At 62.6% G+C, this 16733-nt stretch carries 16 protein-coding genes; 8 read left to right on the top strand and 8 right to left on the bottom strand.

The genetic code is table 11. The features are described 5' to 3' along the window. Window positions 1–59 precede the first annotated feature (59 nt). Window positions 60–2021, top strand: a complete 1962-nt coding sequence (locus LRP30_RS09800; RefSeq protein ID WP_249760185.1) for an EAL domain-containing protein — start codon at window positions 60–62, stop codon at window positions 2019–2021. 211 nt (window positions 2022–2232) lie between these two features. Here LRP30_RS09800 and LRP30_RS09795 read toward each other — a convergent pair whose 3' ends face one another. From LRP30_RS09795 to pgm, 4 genes are all read right to left on the bottom strand, one after another. Beyond that, entirely contained in the window at window positions 2233–3213 is a 981-nt protein-coding gene (locus tag LRP30_RS09795; RefSeq protein WP_249760184.1) for a PDR/VanB family oxidoreductase, read from the bottom strand. A gap of 10 nt (window positions 3214–3223) precedes the next feature. Next, window positions 3224–3976: a GntR family transcriptional regulator gene (locus LRP30_RS09790; protein WP_249760183.1), complete on the bottom strand. Its 753-nt coding sequence runs from the start codon at window positions 3974–3976 to the stop codon at window positions 3224–3226. Between the two features lie 3 nt (window positions 3977–3979). Further along, window positions 3980–5029 (bottom strand): aromatic ring-hydroxylating dioxygenase subunit alpha, encoded by a 1050-nt coding sequence (locus LRP30_RS09785; RefSeq protein WP_249760182.1) that lies wholly within the window; start codon window positions 5027–5029, stop codon window positions 3980–3982. A 284-nt stretch (window positions 5030–5313) separates the two neighbouring features. Then, complete coding sequence (gene pgm / locus LRP30_RS09780; RefSeq protein ID WP_249760181.1) at window positions 5314–6960, bottom strand: phosphoglucomutase (alpha-D-glucose-1,6-bisphosphate-dependent); 1647 nt, start codon at window positions 6958–6960, stop codon at window positions 5314–5316. A 125-nt stretch (window positions 6961–7085) separates the two neighbouring features. Between pgm and LRP30_RS09775 the strand changes: the two genes are divergently transcribed. The 4 genes from LRP30_RS09775 to LRP30_RS09760 all read left to right on the top strand — a co-directional run bounded on the left by LRP30_RS09775 (window position 7086) and on the right by LRP30_RS09760 (window position 10605). After that, window positions 7086–7289 (top strand): hypothetical protein, encoded by a 204-nt coding sequence (locus LRP30_RS09775; RefSeq protein ID WP_128955412.1) that lies wholly within the window; start codon window positions 7086–7088, stop codon window positions 7287–7289. Between the two features lie 182 nt (window positions 7290–7471). Next, a complete protein-coding gene (locus tag LRP30_RS09770; protein ID WP_249761738.1) occupies window positions 7472–8275 on the top strand; it encodes a transglycosylase SLT domain-containing protein in 804 nt (267 codons plus the stop codon). A 227-nt stretch (window positions 8276–8502) separates the two neighbouring features. Then, window positions 8503–9660, top strand: a complete 1158-nt coding sequence (locus tag LRP30_RS09765) for an acyltransferase (protein WP_249760180.1) — start codon at window positions 8503–8505, stop codon at window positions 9658–9660. 96 nt (window positions 9661–9756) lie between these two features. Then, complete coding sequence (locus tag LRP30_RS09760) at window positions 9757–10605, top strand: MBL fold metallo-hydrolase (protein WP_249760179.1); 849 nt, start codon at window positions 9757–9759, stop codon at window positions 10603–10605. An 8-nt stretch (window positions 10606–10613) separates the two neighbouring features. On the opposite strand, the gene LRP30_RS09755 is transcribed toward LRP30_RS09760, so the two are convergent. Together LRP30_RS09755 and LRP30_RS09750 are read right to left on the bottom strand one after the other, a co-directional pair. Further along, window positions 10614–11504, bottom strand: a complete 891-nt coding sequence (locus LRP30_RS09755) for an aldose 1-epimerase family protein (protein ID WP_249760178.1) — start codon at window positions 11502–11504, stop codon at window positions 10614–10616. A 353-nt stretch (window positions 11505–11857) separates the two neighbouring features. Further along, window positions 11858–13075, bottom strand: a complete 1218-nt coding sequence (locus LRP30_RS09750) for an acyltransferase (RefSeq protein WP_249760177.1) — start codon at window positions 13073–13075, stop codon at window positions 11858–11860. Between the two features lie 343 nt (window positions 13076–13418). On the opposite strand from LRP30_RS09750, the gene LRP30_RS09745 reads away from it, so the two are divergent. Both LRP30_RS09745 and LRP30_RS09740 read left to right on the top strand, forming a co-directional pair. Beyond that, window positions 13419–13835, top strand: a complete 417-nt coding sequence (locus LRP30_RS09745; RefSeq protein ID WP_128935690.1) for a hypothetical protein — start codon at window positions 13419–13421, stop codon at window positions 13833–13835. A gap of 329 nt (window positions 13836–14164) precedes the next feature. Beyond that, on the top strand, window positions 14165–14455 hold the full coding sequence (locus tag LRP30_RS09740) for a hypothetical protein (RefSeq protein WP_128938122.1): 291 nt from the start codon (window positions 14165–14167) through the stop codon (window positions 14453–14455). Between the two features lie 85 nt (window positions 14456–14540). On the opposite strand, the gene LRP30_RS09735 is transcribed toward LRP30_RS09740, so the two are convergent. Next, window positions 14541–14837, bottom strand: a complete 297-nt coding sequence (locus tag LRP30_RS09735) for a hypothetical protein (RefSeq protein WP_249760176.1) — start codon at window positions 14835–14837, stop codon at window positions 14541–14543. Between the two features lie 251 nt (window positions 14838–15088). Here LRP30_RS09735 and LRP30_RS09730 point away from each other — a divergent pair, with 251 nt between their 5' ends. Next, a complete protein-coding gene (locus LRP30_RS09730; RefSeq protein WP_249760175.1) occupies window positions 15089–16246 on the top strand; it encodes a glycosyltransferase family 2 protein in 1158 nt (385 codons plus the stop codon). 54 nt (window positions 16247–16300) lie between these two features. On the opposite strand, the gene LRP30_RS09725 is transcribed toward LRP30_RS09730, so the two are convergent. Next, complete coding sequence (locus LRP30_RS09725; RefSeq protein ID WP_249760174.1) at window positions 16301–16732, bottom strand: DCC1-like thiol-disulfide oxidoreductase family protein; 432 nt, start codon at window positions 16730–16732, stop codon at window positions 16301–16303. Between the last annotated feature and the right edge of the window lies 1 nt (window position 16733).

Genomic DNA, 16733 nt, shown 5'->3' with positions numbered 1-16733 from the left:
GTTTGCAGCGAATTTTCCGGTTCTAGCCGGACAATCGGCCGATGCTGCCAGGCTCTGGAATGCGGACTCAAACGACCAGCTATTTCGCACGGCTGTTCGCCGGCGATCTGTCGGCCTTTGGCGGTCCCGCAACCGACGAGGCCGTGGCCGGCCATATCCGGGCCGAGCAGATGTCGCTGGTGCTCGGCTATTCGTTCGGCATCATGCTTGCCAACGCCTGCAACGCCATCGTGCTGGCCATCGCGCTGTGGCAGTCGCCGGACAGGATGCCCGCCCTGATCTGGGCGGCCATCGTCGCCAGCGCCGCGATCGGTTTCGGCGTGCAATCCCACGCCGCGCGCCGCATCACCAAGCCGCAATTCGTCTCGCGCCGCGCCATGCACCGGCTGGTGCGCAACGCCTTCATCCTTGGCGCGGCCTGGGGCATCGTCCCGGTCGCCTTCTTCGCCGATGCTTCGACCGGCGGCCAGCTCGTCATCACCTGCCTGTGCTCGGGCATGCTGGCGGGCGGCGCGCTGGCGTTCGCCACGATCCCGATCGCGGCCATCGCCTTCACCGCGCCCATCTTCCTCGGCATCGCCATCTGCCTCGGCAGGAACGGCGATCTCGCCTTCCTGCTGATCGCCTTCCTCGTCGTGGTCTACGGCAGCGTGCTGCTGCGCGGTGTGTTCGTCAATTCGTTCGCGTTCGCGCGGCGCGTGATGCGGCAGATCGAGGCGGAGCGCACGGTGCGGCAGGATCCCCTCACCCATTTGCCCAACCGTGTCGCCTTCAACGAAACGCTTGATGCCGCGCTCAAACGACTGGCATTGTCCGGCGAGGAATTCGCGGTGCTGCTGCTCGACCTCGATCGCTTCAAGGAGGTCAACGACCAGTTCGGTCATCCCGCCGGCGACGAATTCCTGGTCCAGGTCGCAAGCCGCCTGCAACGCTGCACGCGCGCGGCCGAGCATGTCGCGCGCATCGGCGGCGACGAATTCGCGCTGGTCATGAACAATTTGGCGCGGCCGGAAGATGCGCTCGAGATCGCCGAGCGCTTCGTTGCTGCTTTCACCGAGCCGTTCCAGATCGAGGGCCGCCAGATCGTCGGCGCGACCAGCGTCGGCATTGTGCTGGCACCGCGCGACGGCACCACGCCGCTTGACGTCATGAAGAATGCCGATGCCGCGCTCTATCGTGCCAAGAAGGCGGGAGCCGGCACGGTCTGCTTTTTCGAGACCAGCGACGACAGGGTATCGCGCGACCGCAAGGCGCTGCAATCGGACCTCGCGGGCGCGATCGCGAGGGACGAGCTGTTCCTGGTGTTCCAGCCGTTCCTCGATCTCGGCGACAACCGCATCACCGGCTTCGAGGCGCTGCTGCGCTGGCAGCATCCCACACGCGGGCTGGTGCCGCCGAGCGAATTCATCCCGATCGCCGAGGAGACCGGACTGATCCACGAGATCGGCGAATGGGTCATCCGCCGCGCCTGCGCGACGGTGGCGCAATGGCCTGAAGAGATCAGGGTCGCCGTGAATTTCTCAGCGGCGCAATTTCACAACACCGGCGTCCTCCAGACCATCGTGCAGGCGCTTGCCGATGCGAAGGTCTCTCCCAGCCGGCTCGAGATCGAGATCACGGAATCGATGCTGCTGTCGAAATACGGCTCGGCAGAATCAGTCCTGAATGCGCTGCTGGAGCTCGGCGTCACCGTGGCGCTCGACGATTTCGGGACGGGCTTCTCCTCGCTCACCTATTTGCGCAAGCTGCCGTTCAGCCGCATCAAGATCGATCAGTCTTTCATCAGCGACGTGCTGGTGCAGCCGGACTGCGCCGCCATCGTGAAGTCGGTGATCTCGCTCGCGCGGGACCTGCACATCGGCGTCGTCGCCGAAGGCGTCGAGACCGCCGACCAGCTCGAATATCTGCGCCAGATCAGTTGCGACGAGGTGCAGGGCTATCTGATCAGCCGGCCGGTGGCGGCCGATGCCGTGCTGGCGCTGCTGGACGCGAAGAAGTATCGGGCGACTTACGCGGCGTAGGTGGAAATTATAGGGGGCCTGAGAGCCGGCGATGAGGGCGGTGAGCCCCCTCTCCCGCTTGCGGGAGAGGGCTGGGGAGAGGGTCTCTCCACGGAGGGACTCTCCAAGAGGAGAGAACCCTCACCCGGCGCTTCGCGCCGACCTCTCCCGCAAGCCGGAGAGGTGGAGGCCGCGGCGCCGTCCATTTATCCTCACGGAATTCCGGGCTCGGTTAGACCGCATCCGCGCGCAGCAGCGTGTCCACCGTGATCGTACCCCGCGCGCGGGAGACGCAGGCGCAGATCTTCTGGTTGCTCTGCTTCTGATGGTCGCTGAAGAAAACGTCGCGATGGTCGATCTCGCCGTCGACCGCGACCACGTCGATGGCGCACAGGCCGCATTCGCCGCGCTTGCAATCATACATCACGTCGTGGCCGCTGGCATTGAGCACGTCAAGCATCGAGCGCTCGCGCGGAATCTCGAGCTCGACATTTGAGTCCTTCAGACGCACCCGGAACGTCTCGGTCGGCAGCGTGCCGCTGGAGCCGAACGTCTCGTAGCGCAGATCGGGAAGCGGATGGCCGGCGCCGATCCAGGCGTGGCGCGCGGCATCGAGCATGCGCATCGGGCCGCAGAACAGCACGAGCGCGCCTTGAGGCAGCGAGACGAACAGGGCCTCGAGATCGAGGCGCTTACCTTCGTCGCTGGCATGAACGACCAGGCGATCGTCGAGCAGCGTGGCGAGATCGTCGAGATAGGCGGCTTCGCTGCGCGAACGCACGGCATAGTGCAGCGTGACGTCAGCGCCGCGGCGGGTCAGCGCCTGCGCGGCGCCGAGGATCGGCGTGATGCCGATGCCGCCGGCGATCAGGCAATAATTTTCGCGCGCCCAGTCCACCGCAAGCAGCGAGGCGGGCTGCGTGATGTCGAGCCGCGCGCCTGGCGCCAATTGCCACATGTAGCGCGAGCCGCCGCGAGAATCCTCAGCGCGGCGCACCGCGATCTTGAGGCCGTGGGACGAAGCTTCGCCGACCAGCGAATAGGACCGCGTCTCCGGCAGGCCGTCGATGCTGACGCTGACATTGATGTGGCTGCCGACCGGATAGGCCGCACCGTCGAACTGATCGGGCCGGATCAGGAATTCGCGGATGCCGGGCGCAAGGTCGCGCGTCGAGACGAGCGTCGCCGGAATCCAGGTTTCGATGAAGCGCATGGTGATTGCCTCAATCGTTTGCGGTCTTGATCAGCGCGAGTGCCGGCAAGAGGTCGAGATGGGTCCGGTTGCGCAGCGCGAGCCGCAGGTTTCGCACCGCGAGCCGCGCATGCTCGCGCATGACGGCTTCGGCGCGCGCGCCTTCGCGGTTCTCGATCGCGTCGATCACGACGCGATGATGCTCCTGCCCGATGATCAGGATCTGTTGGGCCTCCGGCAGCGCCGACTGCGCCATCACGAAGCCGCTCGGCGAGGCGAACGGTAGCGCCGAGGCGCGGTCGATCTGCCGGATCAAGGGCGGGCTGCGCGACAATTCCGTCAGCAGGGCGTGGAAGCGCGCGTTCAGCGTGACGTAAGACGAAAATGCGTCGACCGAGATCGGCACCTGGCGCAGCAATTCGTCGATCGCGGCGAGGCACTCCTTGAGCGGCTCGAGCTCGCGCGCGGAGACACCGCGCTCGGCGGCAAAGCGCGCGGCGAGGCCTTCCAGCGTGCCGCGCAGCTCGATGGAGTCGGAGATATCGCGCTCCGAGAACGCCTTCACCATGAAGCCGCCGGATGGGATCGCCTCCAACAGGCCCTCCTCCTCCAGCCGCACCAGCGCCATGCGCACCGGAGTGCGCGAGGCGCCAGTCGTCTCCACCGCCTGGAGCTCGGAGATGCGCTCGCCCGGACGCAACGAGCCCGACAGGATCTGATCGCGCAGCGCTAGCTGCGCCTTCACGGTCTGCGAGATGGAACGATCAACCTCACGTTCGGCCATCGTCTACTCCGCGGCCTGGAGATGTGTTGGCGCGTTTTCCTTCGCCACCATGCGATCGATCAGCTTGCGCGACCACATCGCGCCGGCGTCGATGTTGAGGTTGTAGAAGATGCGATCCGGGTTCTCGTCCATCGCGCGCTGCTGCGCTTCGAGAATCAGCTCGTCCTCGTGGAAGATGCCGGAGACGCCCTCGCGGATCTCGGTGGTGATGCGCTGCTCGCCGAGGCGATAGTTGCGCACGAAGGCCCAGAAATAATGGCAGGTCTTCTCGGTCTCCGGCGTGATGGTGTTGAGCACGAACCCGTTGACGCCCTGCGAGCGGTCGCCCTCCGGCGCGCCGGTGCCGGTCGGCGCCACGCCGACGTCGATGGCGATGGTGCACGGGGCCTCGAAACGGATGATCTGCCAGCGATCGACGAGACCGGGCTTGCCGAGCTGCTTGGCCCAGAACGGCGGCGGCTCGATGCCGCGCATCCAGCGCGTCACCGTCACCGTCTTCTCGCCATGGGTGACGTCGAACGGCGCCTCGGCCACCGCATCGTTACCGATGGAGGAGCCGTGCACGAAAGTCTCGTGGGTGAGATCCATGAGATTGTCGAGCACGAGGCGATAGTCGCATTTGACGTGGATGGTCTTGCCGTCGCCGGCCCAGGCCGGATCGTGATTCCAGTGCATGTCCGGAACGAGCGCGGGATCGGCCAGCGCGGGATCGCCCATCCAGAGCCAGATGTAGCGGTGACGCTCGACCACGGGATAGGCGCGGACACAGGCGGAGGGATTGATGGTCTCCTGCGAGGGCATGAAGGTGCAGCGCCCTTGCGCGTTGTACTTCAGGCCGTGATAGCCGCAGACGACCGTGTCGCCTTCGAGCCGGCCCTTGGACAGCGGCACTAGGCGATGCCAGCAGGCATCCTCCAGCGCGGCGACCGAGCCGTCGGCCTTGCGGTACATCACGATGTGCTTGCCGCAGATCGTCCGCGGCAACAGCGCCGGCTTCACCTCGGCATCCCAGGCGGCGGCGTACCAGGCGTTCATGGGGAAGGGTTTTGTCATCGGTCTCGCTCCCACGGGCTTATGCATACGTTATGTATACAGTATCAGCGATGCGGGATCAATCAAGCCCGACCATAAAGTATTAAAGTACCTAAATCGTCGTTATTGTATACATCGCACCCGTCATTCCCCGCGAAGGCGGGGAATCCAGTGCTCCGCGGCGGACATAGGGTTCACACAACTCCTGCCGCGGCGTACTGGATCGCCCGCCTGCGCGAGCGATGACACCGGAGGATACGGCGACCGCTCCGCTGGAGGGGCCCCTGCGGCGCCGGCCCCGCGCCCTACGCCCCGAACACCTTCGCCAAGCCGGCCTTGGCTTCTTCCTGAATGCGCGTCAGGTGCTCGGCGCTGCGGAAGCTTTCCGCGTAGATCTTGTAGACGTCCTCCGTCCCCGACGGCCTGGCCGCGAACCAGCCGAAATCGGTCTCGACCTTGATGCCGCCAAAAGGCTCGCCGTTGCCGGGCGCCTTGCTCAGCGTAGCGCGGACGGGATCGCCGGCGAGATCCTTCAGGCCGAGCTGCTCGGGTGTGACGGACTTCAAAATGCTCTTCTGCGGCCCGGTGGCGGCGACGTCGATGCGCGCGTAATGGGGCACGCCGAACTCGGCGGTGAGGTCATTGAAGAGCTGGCTGGGATCGCGGCCGGTCTTGGCCATGATCTCGGCTGCGAGCAGGCCGAGGATGGCGCCGTCCTTGTCGGTGGTCCACACCGTGCCGTCGCGGCGCAGGAACGAGGCCCCTGCACTCTCCTCGCCGCCAAAGCCGAAGGAGCCCGTGAGGAGGCCGTCGACGAACCATTTGAAGCCGACTGGCGTCTCGACCAGCTTGCGCCCGAGCTTTTTCGCAACGCGGTCGATGATCGAGCTCGACACCACGGTCTTGCCGATCGCGGCATCCTTGCCCCAGTCCGGCCGGTGCGCGAACAGATAGGAGATCGCGGTCGCAAGATAATGGTTCGGGTTCATCAGGCCGCCGGTGCGCGTCACGATGCCGTGGCGATCGGCATCGGTGTCGTTGGCAAAGGCGACGTCGAAGCGGTCACGCATCCCGATCAGGCTCGCCATGGCGTAGGGCGAGGAGCAGTCCATGCGGATCTTGCCGTCCCAGTCGACCGTCATGAATCGGAAGGTCGGATCGATCGCCTCGTTCACGACGGTGGCCTTGAGGCCATAGCGCTCGATGATCGGATGCCAGTAATGCACGGCGGCACCGCCTAGCGGATCGATGCCGATCGTGACGCCGGCGGATTTGACCAGGTCGAGATCGACGACATTGCCGAGATCGGCGACGTAAGGCGTGATGAAATCATAGGCGTGGACATTCGCGGATTTCTTCGCCTTGGCATAGTCGATGCGCTTCACGCCCTTGAGGGCGTCGGCGAGATAAGCATTGGCGCGCTTTTCGACCACGCCGGTGACATCGGTGTCGGCGGGGCCGCCATGCGGCGGATTGTATTTATAGCCGCCATCTTCGGGGGGATTGTGCGAGGGCGTGATCACGACGCCATCGGCGAGGCCCGAGCTGCGCCCCTTGTTGTAGGTCAGGATCGCGTGTGAGATCACCGGCGTCGGCGTGTAGCCGCCGTCCTTGTCGATCATGACGTCGACGCCGTTGGCCGCGAACACCTCGACGGCGCTGACCAACGCGGGCTCTGCCAGCGCATGGGTATCGATGCCGATGAAGAGCGGGCCGGTCAGCCCCTTTTCTCTTCTGTAGTCACAAATCGCTTGCGTGGTCGCGAGGATGTGACCCTCGTTGAAGGTGTTCTTGAACGAGGTGCCGCGGTGACCCGAGGTGCCGAACGCAACCCGTTGCGCGGGGTCGGCCGCATCAGGCTTGCCGGCGAAATATTCCGTCACCAGCCGCGGAATATTGGTGAGCGCGTCCGGCGAGGCCTGCTTGCCTGCCGCGGGATGAACATCAGCCACTGAAATACCTCGTCCTTGTCAAATTGAGGCCTGCTGCACCATAGCATCGGGCTTGCACGCGCCAACTCAAAAGCCATTAGCGACACCGGCAACAAATGGCCGCATTTGGGCCCATGAATAGTGACATGACCATTTTCGCAACGACCCTGCTGCTCGCCGGTTCCTTGGCGCTATCGTCTCCGGCACATGTCGGGCGAACCGACGTCGAACTCAACCCGATGCTGCGCAACGCGGCCGTGGATCATGACCTCGCCAAGGTGAAGCAGCAGTTTGAACGGGAGCTCCACAGCGACGCTGCAGACCGCTCCGCGGCATCCAGCCAGCGCTAGCGCCGCGGGCCGGGCGCATCCAAAGGCATTCCTGACGGCCGCACATGGCGTTTACTTCCTTGGGGTCGCCTTGAAAGAGGCAGGCACCACAATGCAAATTGCGGGATCATGCTATGGTTGATGCGTCCCCGCTGCCGCGCCGCAAGGCCGGTTTGTTAACTCCAAAGCTCTATCACAGACCCATGCTGTGGGATCGGACACGCTTCAATCTCGGCGCGACGTGGGGACGCGTGGCGGTCGCCCTGCTTTTGTCGACTCCGATCTGCGCGCAGGCCAAGGACGGCGGTCCGGACGAGCCGCGCACGACGGCGACGCTGCCTGACGGCGGGATCGAACTCGGCGCCGGAGAAACGCCGGCATCCCGCGCCGCGATCCGGAAAATCATCGAGCGAGAGATCGCAAACACCCATTTGCCCGCCGACATCGCCGAAGCGGTGGTCTTCGTCGAGAGCGGCTACAATCCGGCCGTGATCGGCAGCGTCGGCGAGATCGGGCTGATGCAGGTGCGGCCCGAGACCGCAGCGATGCTGGGATTCCGGGGAAGCAATGCCGAACTGGCAGAGCCGGACATCAACATCCATTACGGGGTGATTTATCTCAGCCAGGCCTGGCGTCTGGCCGGCGGGGATCTCTGCCGTGCGCTGATGAAATATCGGGCGGGTCATGGCGAGGAGACGATGACCCCGCGGTCGCAAGTCTATTGCAACCGGGCCCGTAACCGGCTTCTCGCGATGAACTCGGCATCGCTGAACGTCGAAGCCACGGCCGTTCCGGCTCCCGCGCCCCCGGCCATTCCCGCGGCTGCTGCGGCGCCGGCAAAACTGGCAAGTGCACCGAAGATGTCGACGCAGCCCAAAGCCGTCTATGCCCGATACCGTCAGGGCACGGCCGCCGCCAGCCGCGCCTATTGGGCCGCCCACGAGGCCCGGATCAGCCAAATCAAGGCTCGCATCGAAGCAAGATGGAAGCGCGTCGCATCACGTTGACGGCGATGCCCCGATCTGCCGCTAGAGCCGCTCGCTGAGCGCGAGCTTGTAGCCGACGCCGGTGACGGTCGCGATCACGGGCGTGCCGCTGCCGGTGCGACACCGCCAATTCGGCACATCCGGCTCCGCACGTCCGCCGTTAACGTAAAGGACGCCTTCGGCTTCGAAAACGCCGGCTCCGCCTCTATGGTCCCCGCTCGCAGATATGAGACCACGGAGAAGGCGTGATGCAGGGGCAGGCCCGCTTGGCAACCGGTCGAACCAAAGAAGGCACAACGTCCTTCGGCCGTTCGCACACGCTCGACTTGCTGCGCGGTCTTGCCATTGCCGGCGTGATGGCGATCCACGTCTCACAGTCGTTCCCGTCGCACATCGGCGCCGTCGACTTCGCCTTCATGTGCGGCTGGACCGGCGTCAACGTGTTCTACTTCGTCAGCGCCATGACGATGTGCCTGATGTGGACGCAGCGCACCGAAACGAATCCGGCGCGCAAGTTCTACATCCGCCGTTTCCTGCGCATCGCGCCGCTGTTCTGGCTCGCGATCCCGGTCTACCTGCTCGTCAACGGCACCGGGCCGAGCGCCAACGCTCCCAACGGCATCGGACCGCTTCAGGTGATCCTGACCGCGACGTTCCTGCACGGCTTCTGGCCGGACAGCGTCAACAGCGTCGTGCCGGGCGATTGGTCGATCGCCGCGGAGATGACGTTCTATCTGGTCTTTCCGCTTCTGATCACCGCGTTCGGAGCACGCCGTCATCTCTATCTCGCGCTCGCGATCGTGCTGCATCTCGTCAATGTCTGCCTCTTTAAGCCGTGGGCCTTCGCGCTGTTCTCGGCCTATTACGGATCGGGCAACGAAGCCTTCGTCTGGACCACGCTGCACATCAGCTTCCTCAACCAGCTTCCGGTTTTCCTCGTCGGCTGCGCGCTGTTCTTCTCGCTGCGCGACGGCTTTGCGAAGTCGGATGCCGCGGTCTTCGCCGTCTTCATCGCAGTGTCCTTCATCGCCGACCGCGCCACCGGCTCGCATGAATTCAACTATCTGATGATCAATCTCGTGCTCGGTGCGCTGGTCGCCGGCTGCATCCGTCTCGAGATCCGCTGGCGGCCGCTCGAGACGCTCGGCCGCAATTCCTATTCGATGTATCTGTCGCACTTCGCGGTGATCTGTGGCCTGAGCCAGATCTGGCCGCTCGCGGACGGACCGGTCTCGTTGCTCATCGCCTATGCCGTCACCGCCGCGCTCAGCTATTTCGTCGCCCGCGCGACCTGGCATCTGGTCGAGCGGCATGCGCAGGATCTGGCGCACCGCCTGACGTCCGCGCGGGCGGACCGATCAACCATCCGGCCGACCCTCGCCGCCACTGCGGCCGCCATGCGCTGAGCGGCCTGCTCCGTTCCGGCGTCGGCCTTGATGCGGCTTGCTTGGCTTGCCGTGTTCAAATCTACTGTGAAAGATTTTCACGCTGGAGGTGGCGCCATGGAGGTCATATTGCTCGGCACCGGCGGCCCACGCCCGGATCCACGCCGGATGGCGACGACCACGCTGATCAGGCTCGGCGACGAGAACATCCTGATCGACGCCGGCCGCGGCGTCATGCTGCAGCTCAGCAAAGCCGGCGTGCCGCTCGGCGCCATCAACACGGTCTTTCTCACCCATCACCATTTCGACCACATCGGCGACCTCTACGATGTGATGCTGAATTCATGGATGCATGGCCGCAAGGACGAGCTGCGCATCTATGGTCCCCCGGATACCGAACGGCTGGTCAATACGCTGATCACGCAGGTCTACGACAAGGACATCACCTGGCGGGATCGCGGCGAGCCGACCTTCGGCGGCTGGAAACCGGTGGTCGCAACGGACATCGTGCCCGGCCCCGTTCTCGACACCGGCCGCTGGAAGATCAGCGCCGAGCTCGTCTCGCATGGCGACGGCCTCGACATGCCGCCGGCCTTCCTCCAACGCTGGATGTGTCTCGGCTACCGCTTCGAGGCGGAGGGCAAGGTCATTGCGATTTCCGGCGACACGGTCCCCTGCCCCGGTCTCGAGCGACTGGCTGAGGGCGCCGACCTGCTGGTTCAGTGCTGCTTCCTCGCAACGCCAGAGATCAACAACGAGCACTTGCGCCGGCTTGCGAAATTCACGATCGCCTGCGGCGATACGGTCGGCAAGGTCGCGGCCAAGGCCGGTGTCAAGAAGCTCGCCCTGACCCATCACCGGCCGCGCACCGACGATTCCATGCTGAGCGCGCTGCTCAACGATGTCCGGCGGGATTACTCAGGCCCTGTCGTGCTCGGCGAGGACCTCACGCGCATCGAGGTCTAACGGAGATCTCAGGACGATCCGATGTCGATCCGGAACGACAAGCGTTCTTCCGCTCCCGCCGCGATATGCATCAGGCCAGGCTTGTCGGTGAACTCGCCCTCGAAGCTGGCGGGACTGGCATGGCCGCGCCAGGGCTCGATACAGAGGAACGGCGCGCCCGACGGCTTCGACCAGACGCCGAGCTCGCGAAAGCCGCGCCAGGACATTTTCAGCCAGGGCCCGGTTGATGCGCCCGGCCCGGCGGCATAGCGGACCGAGCTGCTCTCAATGCGGTCGAAGATGACAGCGTCATCGACGAATAGGGCTTCGGACAAGGGCAGCGATTTATCTTTGACCGGACTTGGCTCCGTTGCCGCGCGCAGTAAGCCGCCGTCGAGACGGCGGACGGGAGACGCTTCCGCGTTCGCAAAGGTCAGCGCATAGCTCTCCTTCGCCAGTCCGGATTGCAACGGCCAGTTGAAGGCGGGATGACCGCCGAGCGACGCCGGTAATGTCTCCTTGCCGGTGTTGGCGATGGTGAACGTCACATCAAGGCCTGTGTCGTCGATCGCATAGGCCACGGTGAGCCGGAACGTGAACGGATAGAGCGCGCGCGTCGCCTCGCTGTCTTCGAGCACCAGGGTGCAGCGGCTCTCGCCGCGTTCTGCCCAGGCAAAGCGGTTGTCGCGCGCAAAGCCGTGCTGGGTCATCCGATACGTCTTGCCCCGGTGACGCAATTTGTCATTGGCGAGGCGCCCGACGATCGGAAACAATAGCGGCGCGTGGCGCGGCCATTCCGGCCCCGCCTTCCAGACGAATTCGATGCCGCCTCCGTCCTTGAGCGAGCACAACTCGGCGCCGTGCGCCTTGATGGCCGCGCTGAGCCGGCCGCTTCGAATGGAGTGGGTTTCATCGCTCATGCGCGACATCTACACCGCGACCCCATATGCAGCAAGGCGGCGCCAGCGGAGGCGTGACGGTCATCGATGGCGCTTGCTTGTACAGAGCGTTGAAACGTAAAAGAGAATTTGGGTTCGTTCTGTGGACCATCGCCAGCTCGACACCGCGACTACGTGCAGCAACTCGCATGATCAGCGCCTGGGTTGTTACGCCGTCGGACCTTCAGAGCAGTCGCGCTAGGCCGAATACAAAAGTAAGCCGCCGAGGTCCGCAACGCCCTCGACTTTGCCACAGGACTGAGGCGCAGCCGCGAACTCGAGCACCGACCATACCTTCGACCCCGCAGTCCCAGATGTCCCAGCAGGGAGTCCTCTCAGGACGATGCGGCCGGTTTCGACTCAGCACGACGGGATACCCCAGCGCCGGCGAGTTCGTCGGAATTGGAGTTGCGTAACAGGAACAACGACCTCCAATCGCGCTGATGGCCAAATTCGATATAGCGATAGCTCAGGGCACTTAGCAGGATTGTTATTGCAAGATACGGAAATGAAAGTCGAAGCGTGTCTTGCAACGGAGACGTATCGGGCGGGATCATTTCAACCATGATGATCGAATGCCACGCATAGATACTGTAGCACATGCATCCGACGACCTGAATTGGCCACGCCTCGAACAAGCGATTTGCGGACCATGCCCCGCACAACACCGCCAGCAGCACCATGGAAAACCCGGCGCAAAAGATCGTGGCGTAGAGAATGCTCACAGCCCAGGGGCCATTATCCTTGAGATAGATGGCGGCAATCATCAGCAGCAGTCCGGGCAGCAGCCCGCGCGACTGAAATCTCCTGAGTGAAACACTGTCCCTGGACTTGACGTAGAGATCGCAAACCAACATTCCGAAAATGAACTGGTAACACGACCCAAATATTCCACCCACAAACGGGCGAAACATCCCAATCCGATCCACCGCGATAAGATGCCCAGCCACCACGAAAGCTGAGCAAATGACGACGCTCAACAGCAACAGCCTTCCAAGGCCGAAGCGCGCGATCAGAAGAATCAGCAGCGGAAACAAAAGGCTGAACCAGATTTCAACGCCTACGGACCACAATACGGGATTGGAGGGGGGCATAAACCCGTGCGGCACAAAAATGAAAAGCGTAGATAACAGTCCGCCGAGCTCCAGGTACCACGCGTGCGATCCAGCGGGCGACTTGGCATGGAGTGCAATCGTCACGAGGACAACCGTATAGTAAAGTGGAAGCAACCGGGCTGCGCGATGCCAATAGAAATGCGGGAAGTCGGCGAGCCGATCGATGGCTCGCTTCTTTGTGCGATAGGGCAGGTACAGAACGAATCCGGAGAGCACAAAAAAGATATTTACGCCCAAGAAGCCGTGCTTCGCGACAATGGCCAGGAGACCGTTTGGATCAAGTTCGCCGGGAAACGCCGGCGCGCTGGATGTGAACGGAACAAGCAAGTGAAAGAGGATCACCATCAAGATGGCGAGTCCGCGAAAACCGTTGACGGCCCCGATCTTCTGCGCGCGACTATCGGCTATGATGGTGGAACCTGGGGATTGTAACGACAAGGGGGCAATCTCAGTATTCGTGGTTTCCTGTTTGCGATGTTCGCTACGTTGAGCGAGCTGTCAATCGATGGCCGTCGCATCACTCACGACACGTGCGATGCCAAACCGAAGGCGCATTGACCAGCAAATAGGCAAGTCATCGGATCGCGGGGGATGCAGCGAATATCTCGTATCGCGAACACCTCACGCCTCGTCGGAAGCGATCCTCAGGCGAGCGCAGCCCTCCCCGGACACGGCGAACGACGTGCCTTCAAATCGTCAATTACGGCATCTATCAACTACGGGATATAGACGGTAGCAGGTTAACTCTGAGGCAGAATTATGAGTGGGCGCGTATAGTTTGATGGTTGGGCTCCTCATCATATTTGTTCTGCTCGCGATTGGCTTCGCGGCCGGCTACGGCACGCGCGAGCTGATCTCTCGTAAGCGGCACGCCGAGTACTTGCACTTGCAGCCCTACGTTTCGCCCGCGCTCAGAACCGGGCGACCATCTTCCGATGAAAGCACCAGGACGCGATACGCCACACCTCAACCCGCAATGACTGAGCAGGTGAATTATGACATGCCTCAGTCGTTTAAACCCGTATCCATTCGGGAGCCGAAGCCAGTGAAATCGAAATCCGGGCCTGCCGGCGCAAGCTTGCGTCTGATCGAGCCGCAGTCCTCTAAACCCGATACCGGATCTTTGCAGTCCGTGGACATTGAGCAGAGCCTCGAAGAACTGGTCGGACTCCTGCTGCGCAAAAGACAGGGGAGCTAGGACCGGTCTCATCCGAGGCGTCTTGGTCACAAGCCTCTTGCCGCGTTTGCGTGTCGGCCTGTTGCCGAGGTCGACCACCCGGGGTGGAAAAGTAAAGCCCCTGGAACCGAAAAGCATCAATGTCAGCAGGAGAACTCCGGGATCCAGGGGACCGGATCGACGATCGAGCAAGTTCCAGGGCAGAACCGCCCGCCCGCAGCACGGCGGTAGGCGCACCAAAGATTTGGCCACGCCTGCGCAAAAGTGGTATGTTTTTAGCGGTTCTGTGGCTACAATACGGCCCGTCACGCGTCCAGAACATCTCTGGTGCAAGAGCAGGAGGGCAGATCTTGGTTGTGCTGATGATCGCAAGCGCCGTGGCCGGTGTTCTTCTGGGGCGTTTTCTTCGCGCATACGCCCTTATTCCCGCAACGATGCTGATCCTGGTTGCCGCGTGGTATTTGGGTCTTGAGCAGGGTTTCGCCACGGGCTTGATAGCATTCGTCGCCAGCGCGGTAATTTTGCAAGTCGTCTATTGCGCGAGCCTGCTGATCTATCTGCTCATCGCGAACCTCTCGGTGCTCGACCAGGTGCAGTCGGAGGCATCACCGCAGATGCGTGAATCGCGAATCGCAGTCTAATCAGACCCCTATCATGAGCGGCCGGCGAGGATGTTGTCGCATGGCCGTATATTGTTACATCCTCCTGTAGAAGCTCCGCACCTGCTTAATTGCCATGCAGATCATCCCGCAGGGCCGCATTCCTGCCGGTGTGCTTGTGAGCGCTTCGTTTACGCGGCATGATCCCCTGCGCGCGTGATGCTCTGCAGAAAGCTCTTGCCGCAGCTCCAATCTGCTCAACGGCTCGAAAGATCTCCGGCACCAACTGAATACGCTTGGCGGAGGCTTCTTCTTTGACTTTGATTTCGGCCCCTTGAAACTTCAGCGGAATGGCTGTGTTGCACAAAGTCGACCGGGCAAAATGTTTTTGGACGACACGACCGGCGACAAGCTGGAGCGACACATCAAGTATGCTCAAGACGTTTGAAGTATGCTCAAGACGTTTGGAAATGAATGGTAACGCAATTTATTTGGAACCCGACGCGAAGCCGTCGGCCGATATTCCTCGATTGCAAAGAAGAAGCGCACATTTGCGCCCTGCCACGGGCTTATGAGGCTAGATCAACCCGCTGAGACAAAGTGACCGTCCATAGCACCTATATTCGCCGTCTTTATTCGATAATGCAGATGTGATCGGTTGGCTGGAAATTAAAAATGGAATTGCTGGCGAGAACAGCCGCGGGCGGCAACGGCGCGCAGAACGCGTTACAAAAGTTGATCGTAAGGGGTCAAGCGGCTGTCGCACTTTTGACGCCAGCGCGATCACGGGCCAAGCAGCGTCCCGATCCGGTCATTCACCGGATTGATACCCGGCCCCTCGACTTCGGCGCCGATGAGATCGTGGCTGTTGGCAAGCTCCGCAACGAAATGCTGCGATTACCCGAATTCCTGCGCCATCATCGCCGGCTCGGGGTCGGACGTTTCCTCGCGATCGATGACCGTTCGGATGACGGCACGCGAGCATTCCTGCTCGATCAGCCGGACGTTCACGTGTTCGAGATCCGGGAGCCCTTTGCAGAATCAAGTGGTGGCGCGCGTTGGACCAGCGCCGTGCTCGACCAATTCGCGCCAGGACGGTGGGCGCTGACGCTCGACGCCGACGAACTCTTTGTCTATCCCGGTTGCGAAAATTTTGATCTTCGATGGCTGTGCCGATATCTGGAGAGCACCGGCGCCGATTGCATGACCGCGGAGATGGTCGATATGTATCCACGCTGGCTCGGAGGCCCGGAGCGCTACCAAGCCGGTGAGAGCCTCGTCGCGTTCTGCCCCTACTTCGATTCAGATACCTATGTGAAGCGCCGTCGGCGCGGCTTTCCGACCAACTACCTGGTGGGCGGTGCGCGAGCGAGGCTGTTTTATGACGAACCGATGCCGCCGAAGATCGCCCTTTATGACGCACTCGTACAGTTGCTTGAGCCATACGGGCTGGCGCGGCTGCTGCCTGCAGTTAACATCACGCGCTGGCAGCCACCGCTGCTCACTAAAGTGCCGCTCGCGCGCTGGTTGCCCAGCCGTCGCTATATCGCCGCCGGTCACCTGATGGCCCCACCAGGCAAGCCAGGCGATGTCACAGGCGCCCTGCTCCATTTCAAATTTCTCCACGACTTCACCGATAAGGTCGCAATCGCGGTCCGTGAAGGGAATTACTATCTCGGATCGGTCGAGTATCAGCGCTACGCGGAGCGACTCGATCAAAATCGGTCATTCGAGCTCATCTATCCGAAAAGCCTGATCTACCAATCATCCGACGACCTTGTCCGTTGCGGCCTAATGCGTCTCTCTCCGGCCTATCAGGCCGCGACGCGATAACCTGCCCCACCGCTTCTTGTACACAGGAGGCGCGCTGGAGCCTTCCTCCAATCGTCATCGGACCCCGTCGTTGTGCTTGATGTTTTCGTCGGAAGGACCGACCGGTATCCGCTGTTCCGGAGCATTGATCTCATCGATCAGCTTGCGGCCGAGAAGCCGAAGGAGAAGCTTCCTTCCACGCACCAGTGCCGGATAAAGTGCCCTTGCGAGGCGTGGCCGGGAGAACACCAGCCGATTAAGGCGATTGAAGACAGTCGTCTCCCCGGCAAGCGTTGCCAGCAGATGCATTGCATCGGCCCCATGGTAGTGCCGCCCACGCCAGCGAACCACCATGCCTTCATTGAGATCGAGGTTGCGGGCGCGGATATCGCCGACGATCGGATGCTCCGAACGCGCGTCGATCAGGTGAATGCGCTGCCCACGCTCCCGCAACTGGTACAGCAGAACATAGCGGCTGCATAACGGGCACTCGCCGTCATAGACCACC

The sequence above is a fragment of the Bradyrhizobium sp. C-145 genome (assembly GCF_023375135.1).
Lineage (GTDB): Bacteria > Pseudomonadota > Alphaproteobacteria > Rhizobiales > Xanthobacteraceae > Bradyrhizobium > Bradyrhizobium zhanjiangense.
This window is presented reverse-complemented; position numbering and strand designations above follow the sequence as displayed.

Bases quoted from the DNA above. Each gene is read 5' to 3' on its own strand.
- LRP30_RS09765 (WP_249760180.1), top strand. From the start codon at position 8,503: ATGCAGGGGCAGGCCCGCTTGGCAACCGGTCGAACCAAAGAAGGCACA.
- LRP30_RS09775 (WP_128955412.1), top strand. From the start codon at position 7,086: ATGACCATTTTCGCAACGACCCTGCTGCTCGCCGGTTCCTTGGCGCTA.
- LRP30_RS09770 (WP_249761738.1), top strand. From the start codon at position 7,472: ATGCTGTGGGATCGGACACGCTTCAATCTCGGCGCGACGTGGGGACGC.
- LRP30_RS09785 (WP_249760182.1), bottom strand. From the start codon at position 5,029: ATGACAAAACCCTTCCCCATGAACGCCTGGTACGCCGCCGCCTGGGAT.
- LRP30_RS09760 (WP_249760179.1), top strand. From the start codon at position 9,757: ATGGAGGTCATATTGCTCGGCACCGGCGGCCCACGCCCGGATCCACGC.
- LRP30_RS09745 (WP_128935690.1), top strand. From the start codon at position 13,419: ATGGTTGGGCTCCTCATCATATTTGTTCTGCTCGCGATTGGCTTCGCG.
- LRP30_RS09730 (WP_249760175.1), top strand. From the start codon at position 15,089: ATGGAATTGCTGGCGAGAACAGCCGCGGGCGGCAACGGCGCGCAGAAC.
- LRP30_RS09755 (WP_249760178.1), bottom strand. From the start codon at position 11,504: ATGAGCGATGAAACCCACTCCATTCGAAGCGGCCGGCTCAGCGCGGCC.
- LRP30_RS09795 (WP_249760184.1), bottom strand. From the start codon at position 3,213: ATGCGCTTCATCGAAACCTGGATTCCGGCGACGCTCGTCTCGACGCGC.
- LRP30_RS09800 (WP_249760185.1), top strand. From the start codon at position 60: ATGCGGACTCAAACGACCAGCTATTTCGCACGGCTGTTCGCCGGCGAT.
- LRP30_RS09790 (WP_249760183.1), bottom strand. From the start codon at position 3,976: ATGGCCGAACGTGAGGTTGATCGTTCCATCTCGCAGACCGTGAAGGCG.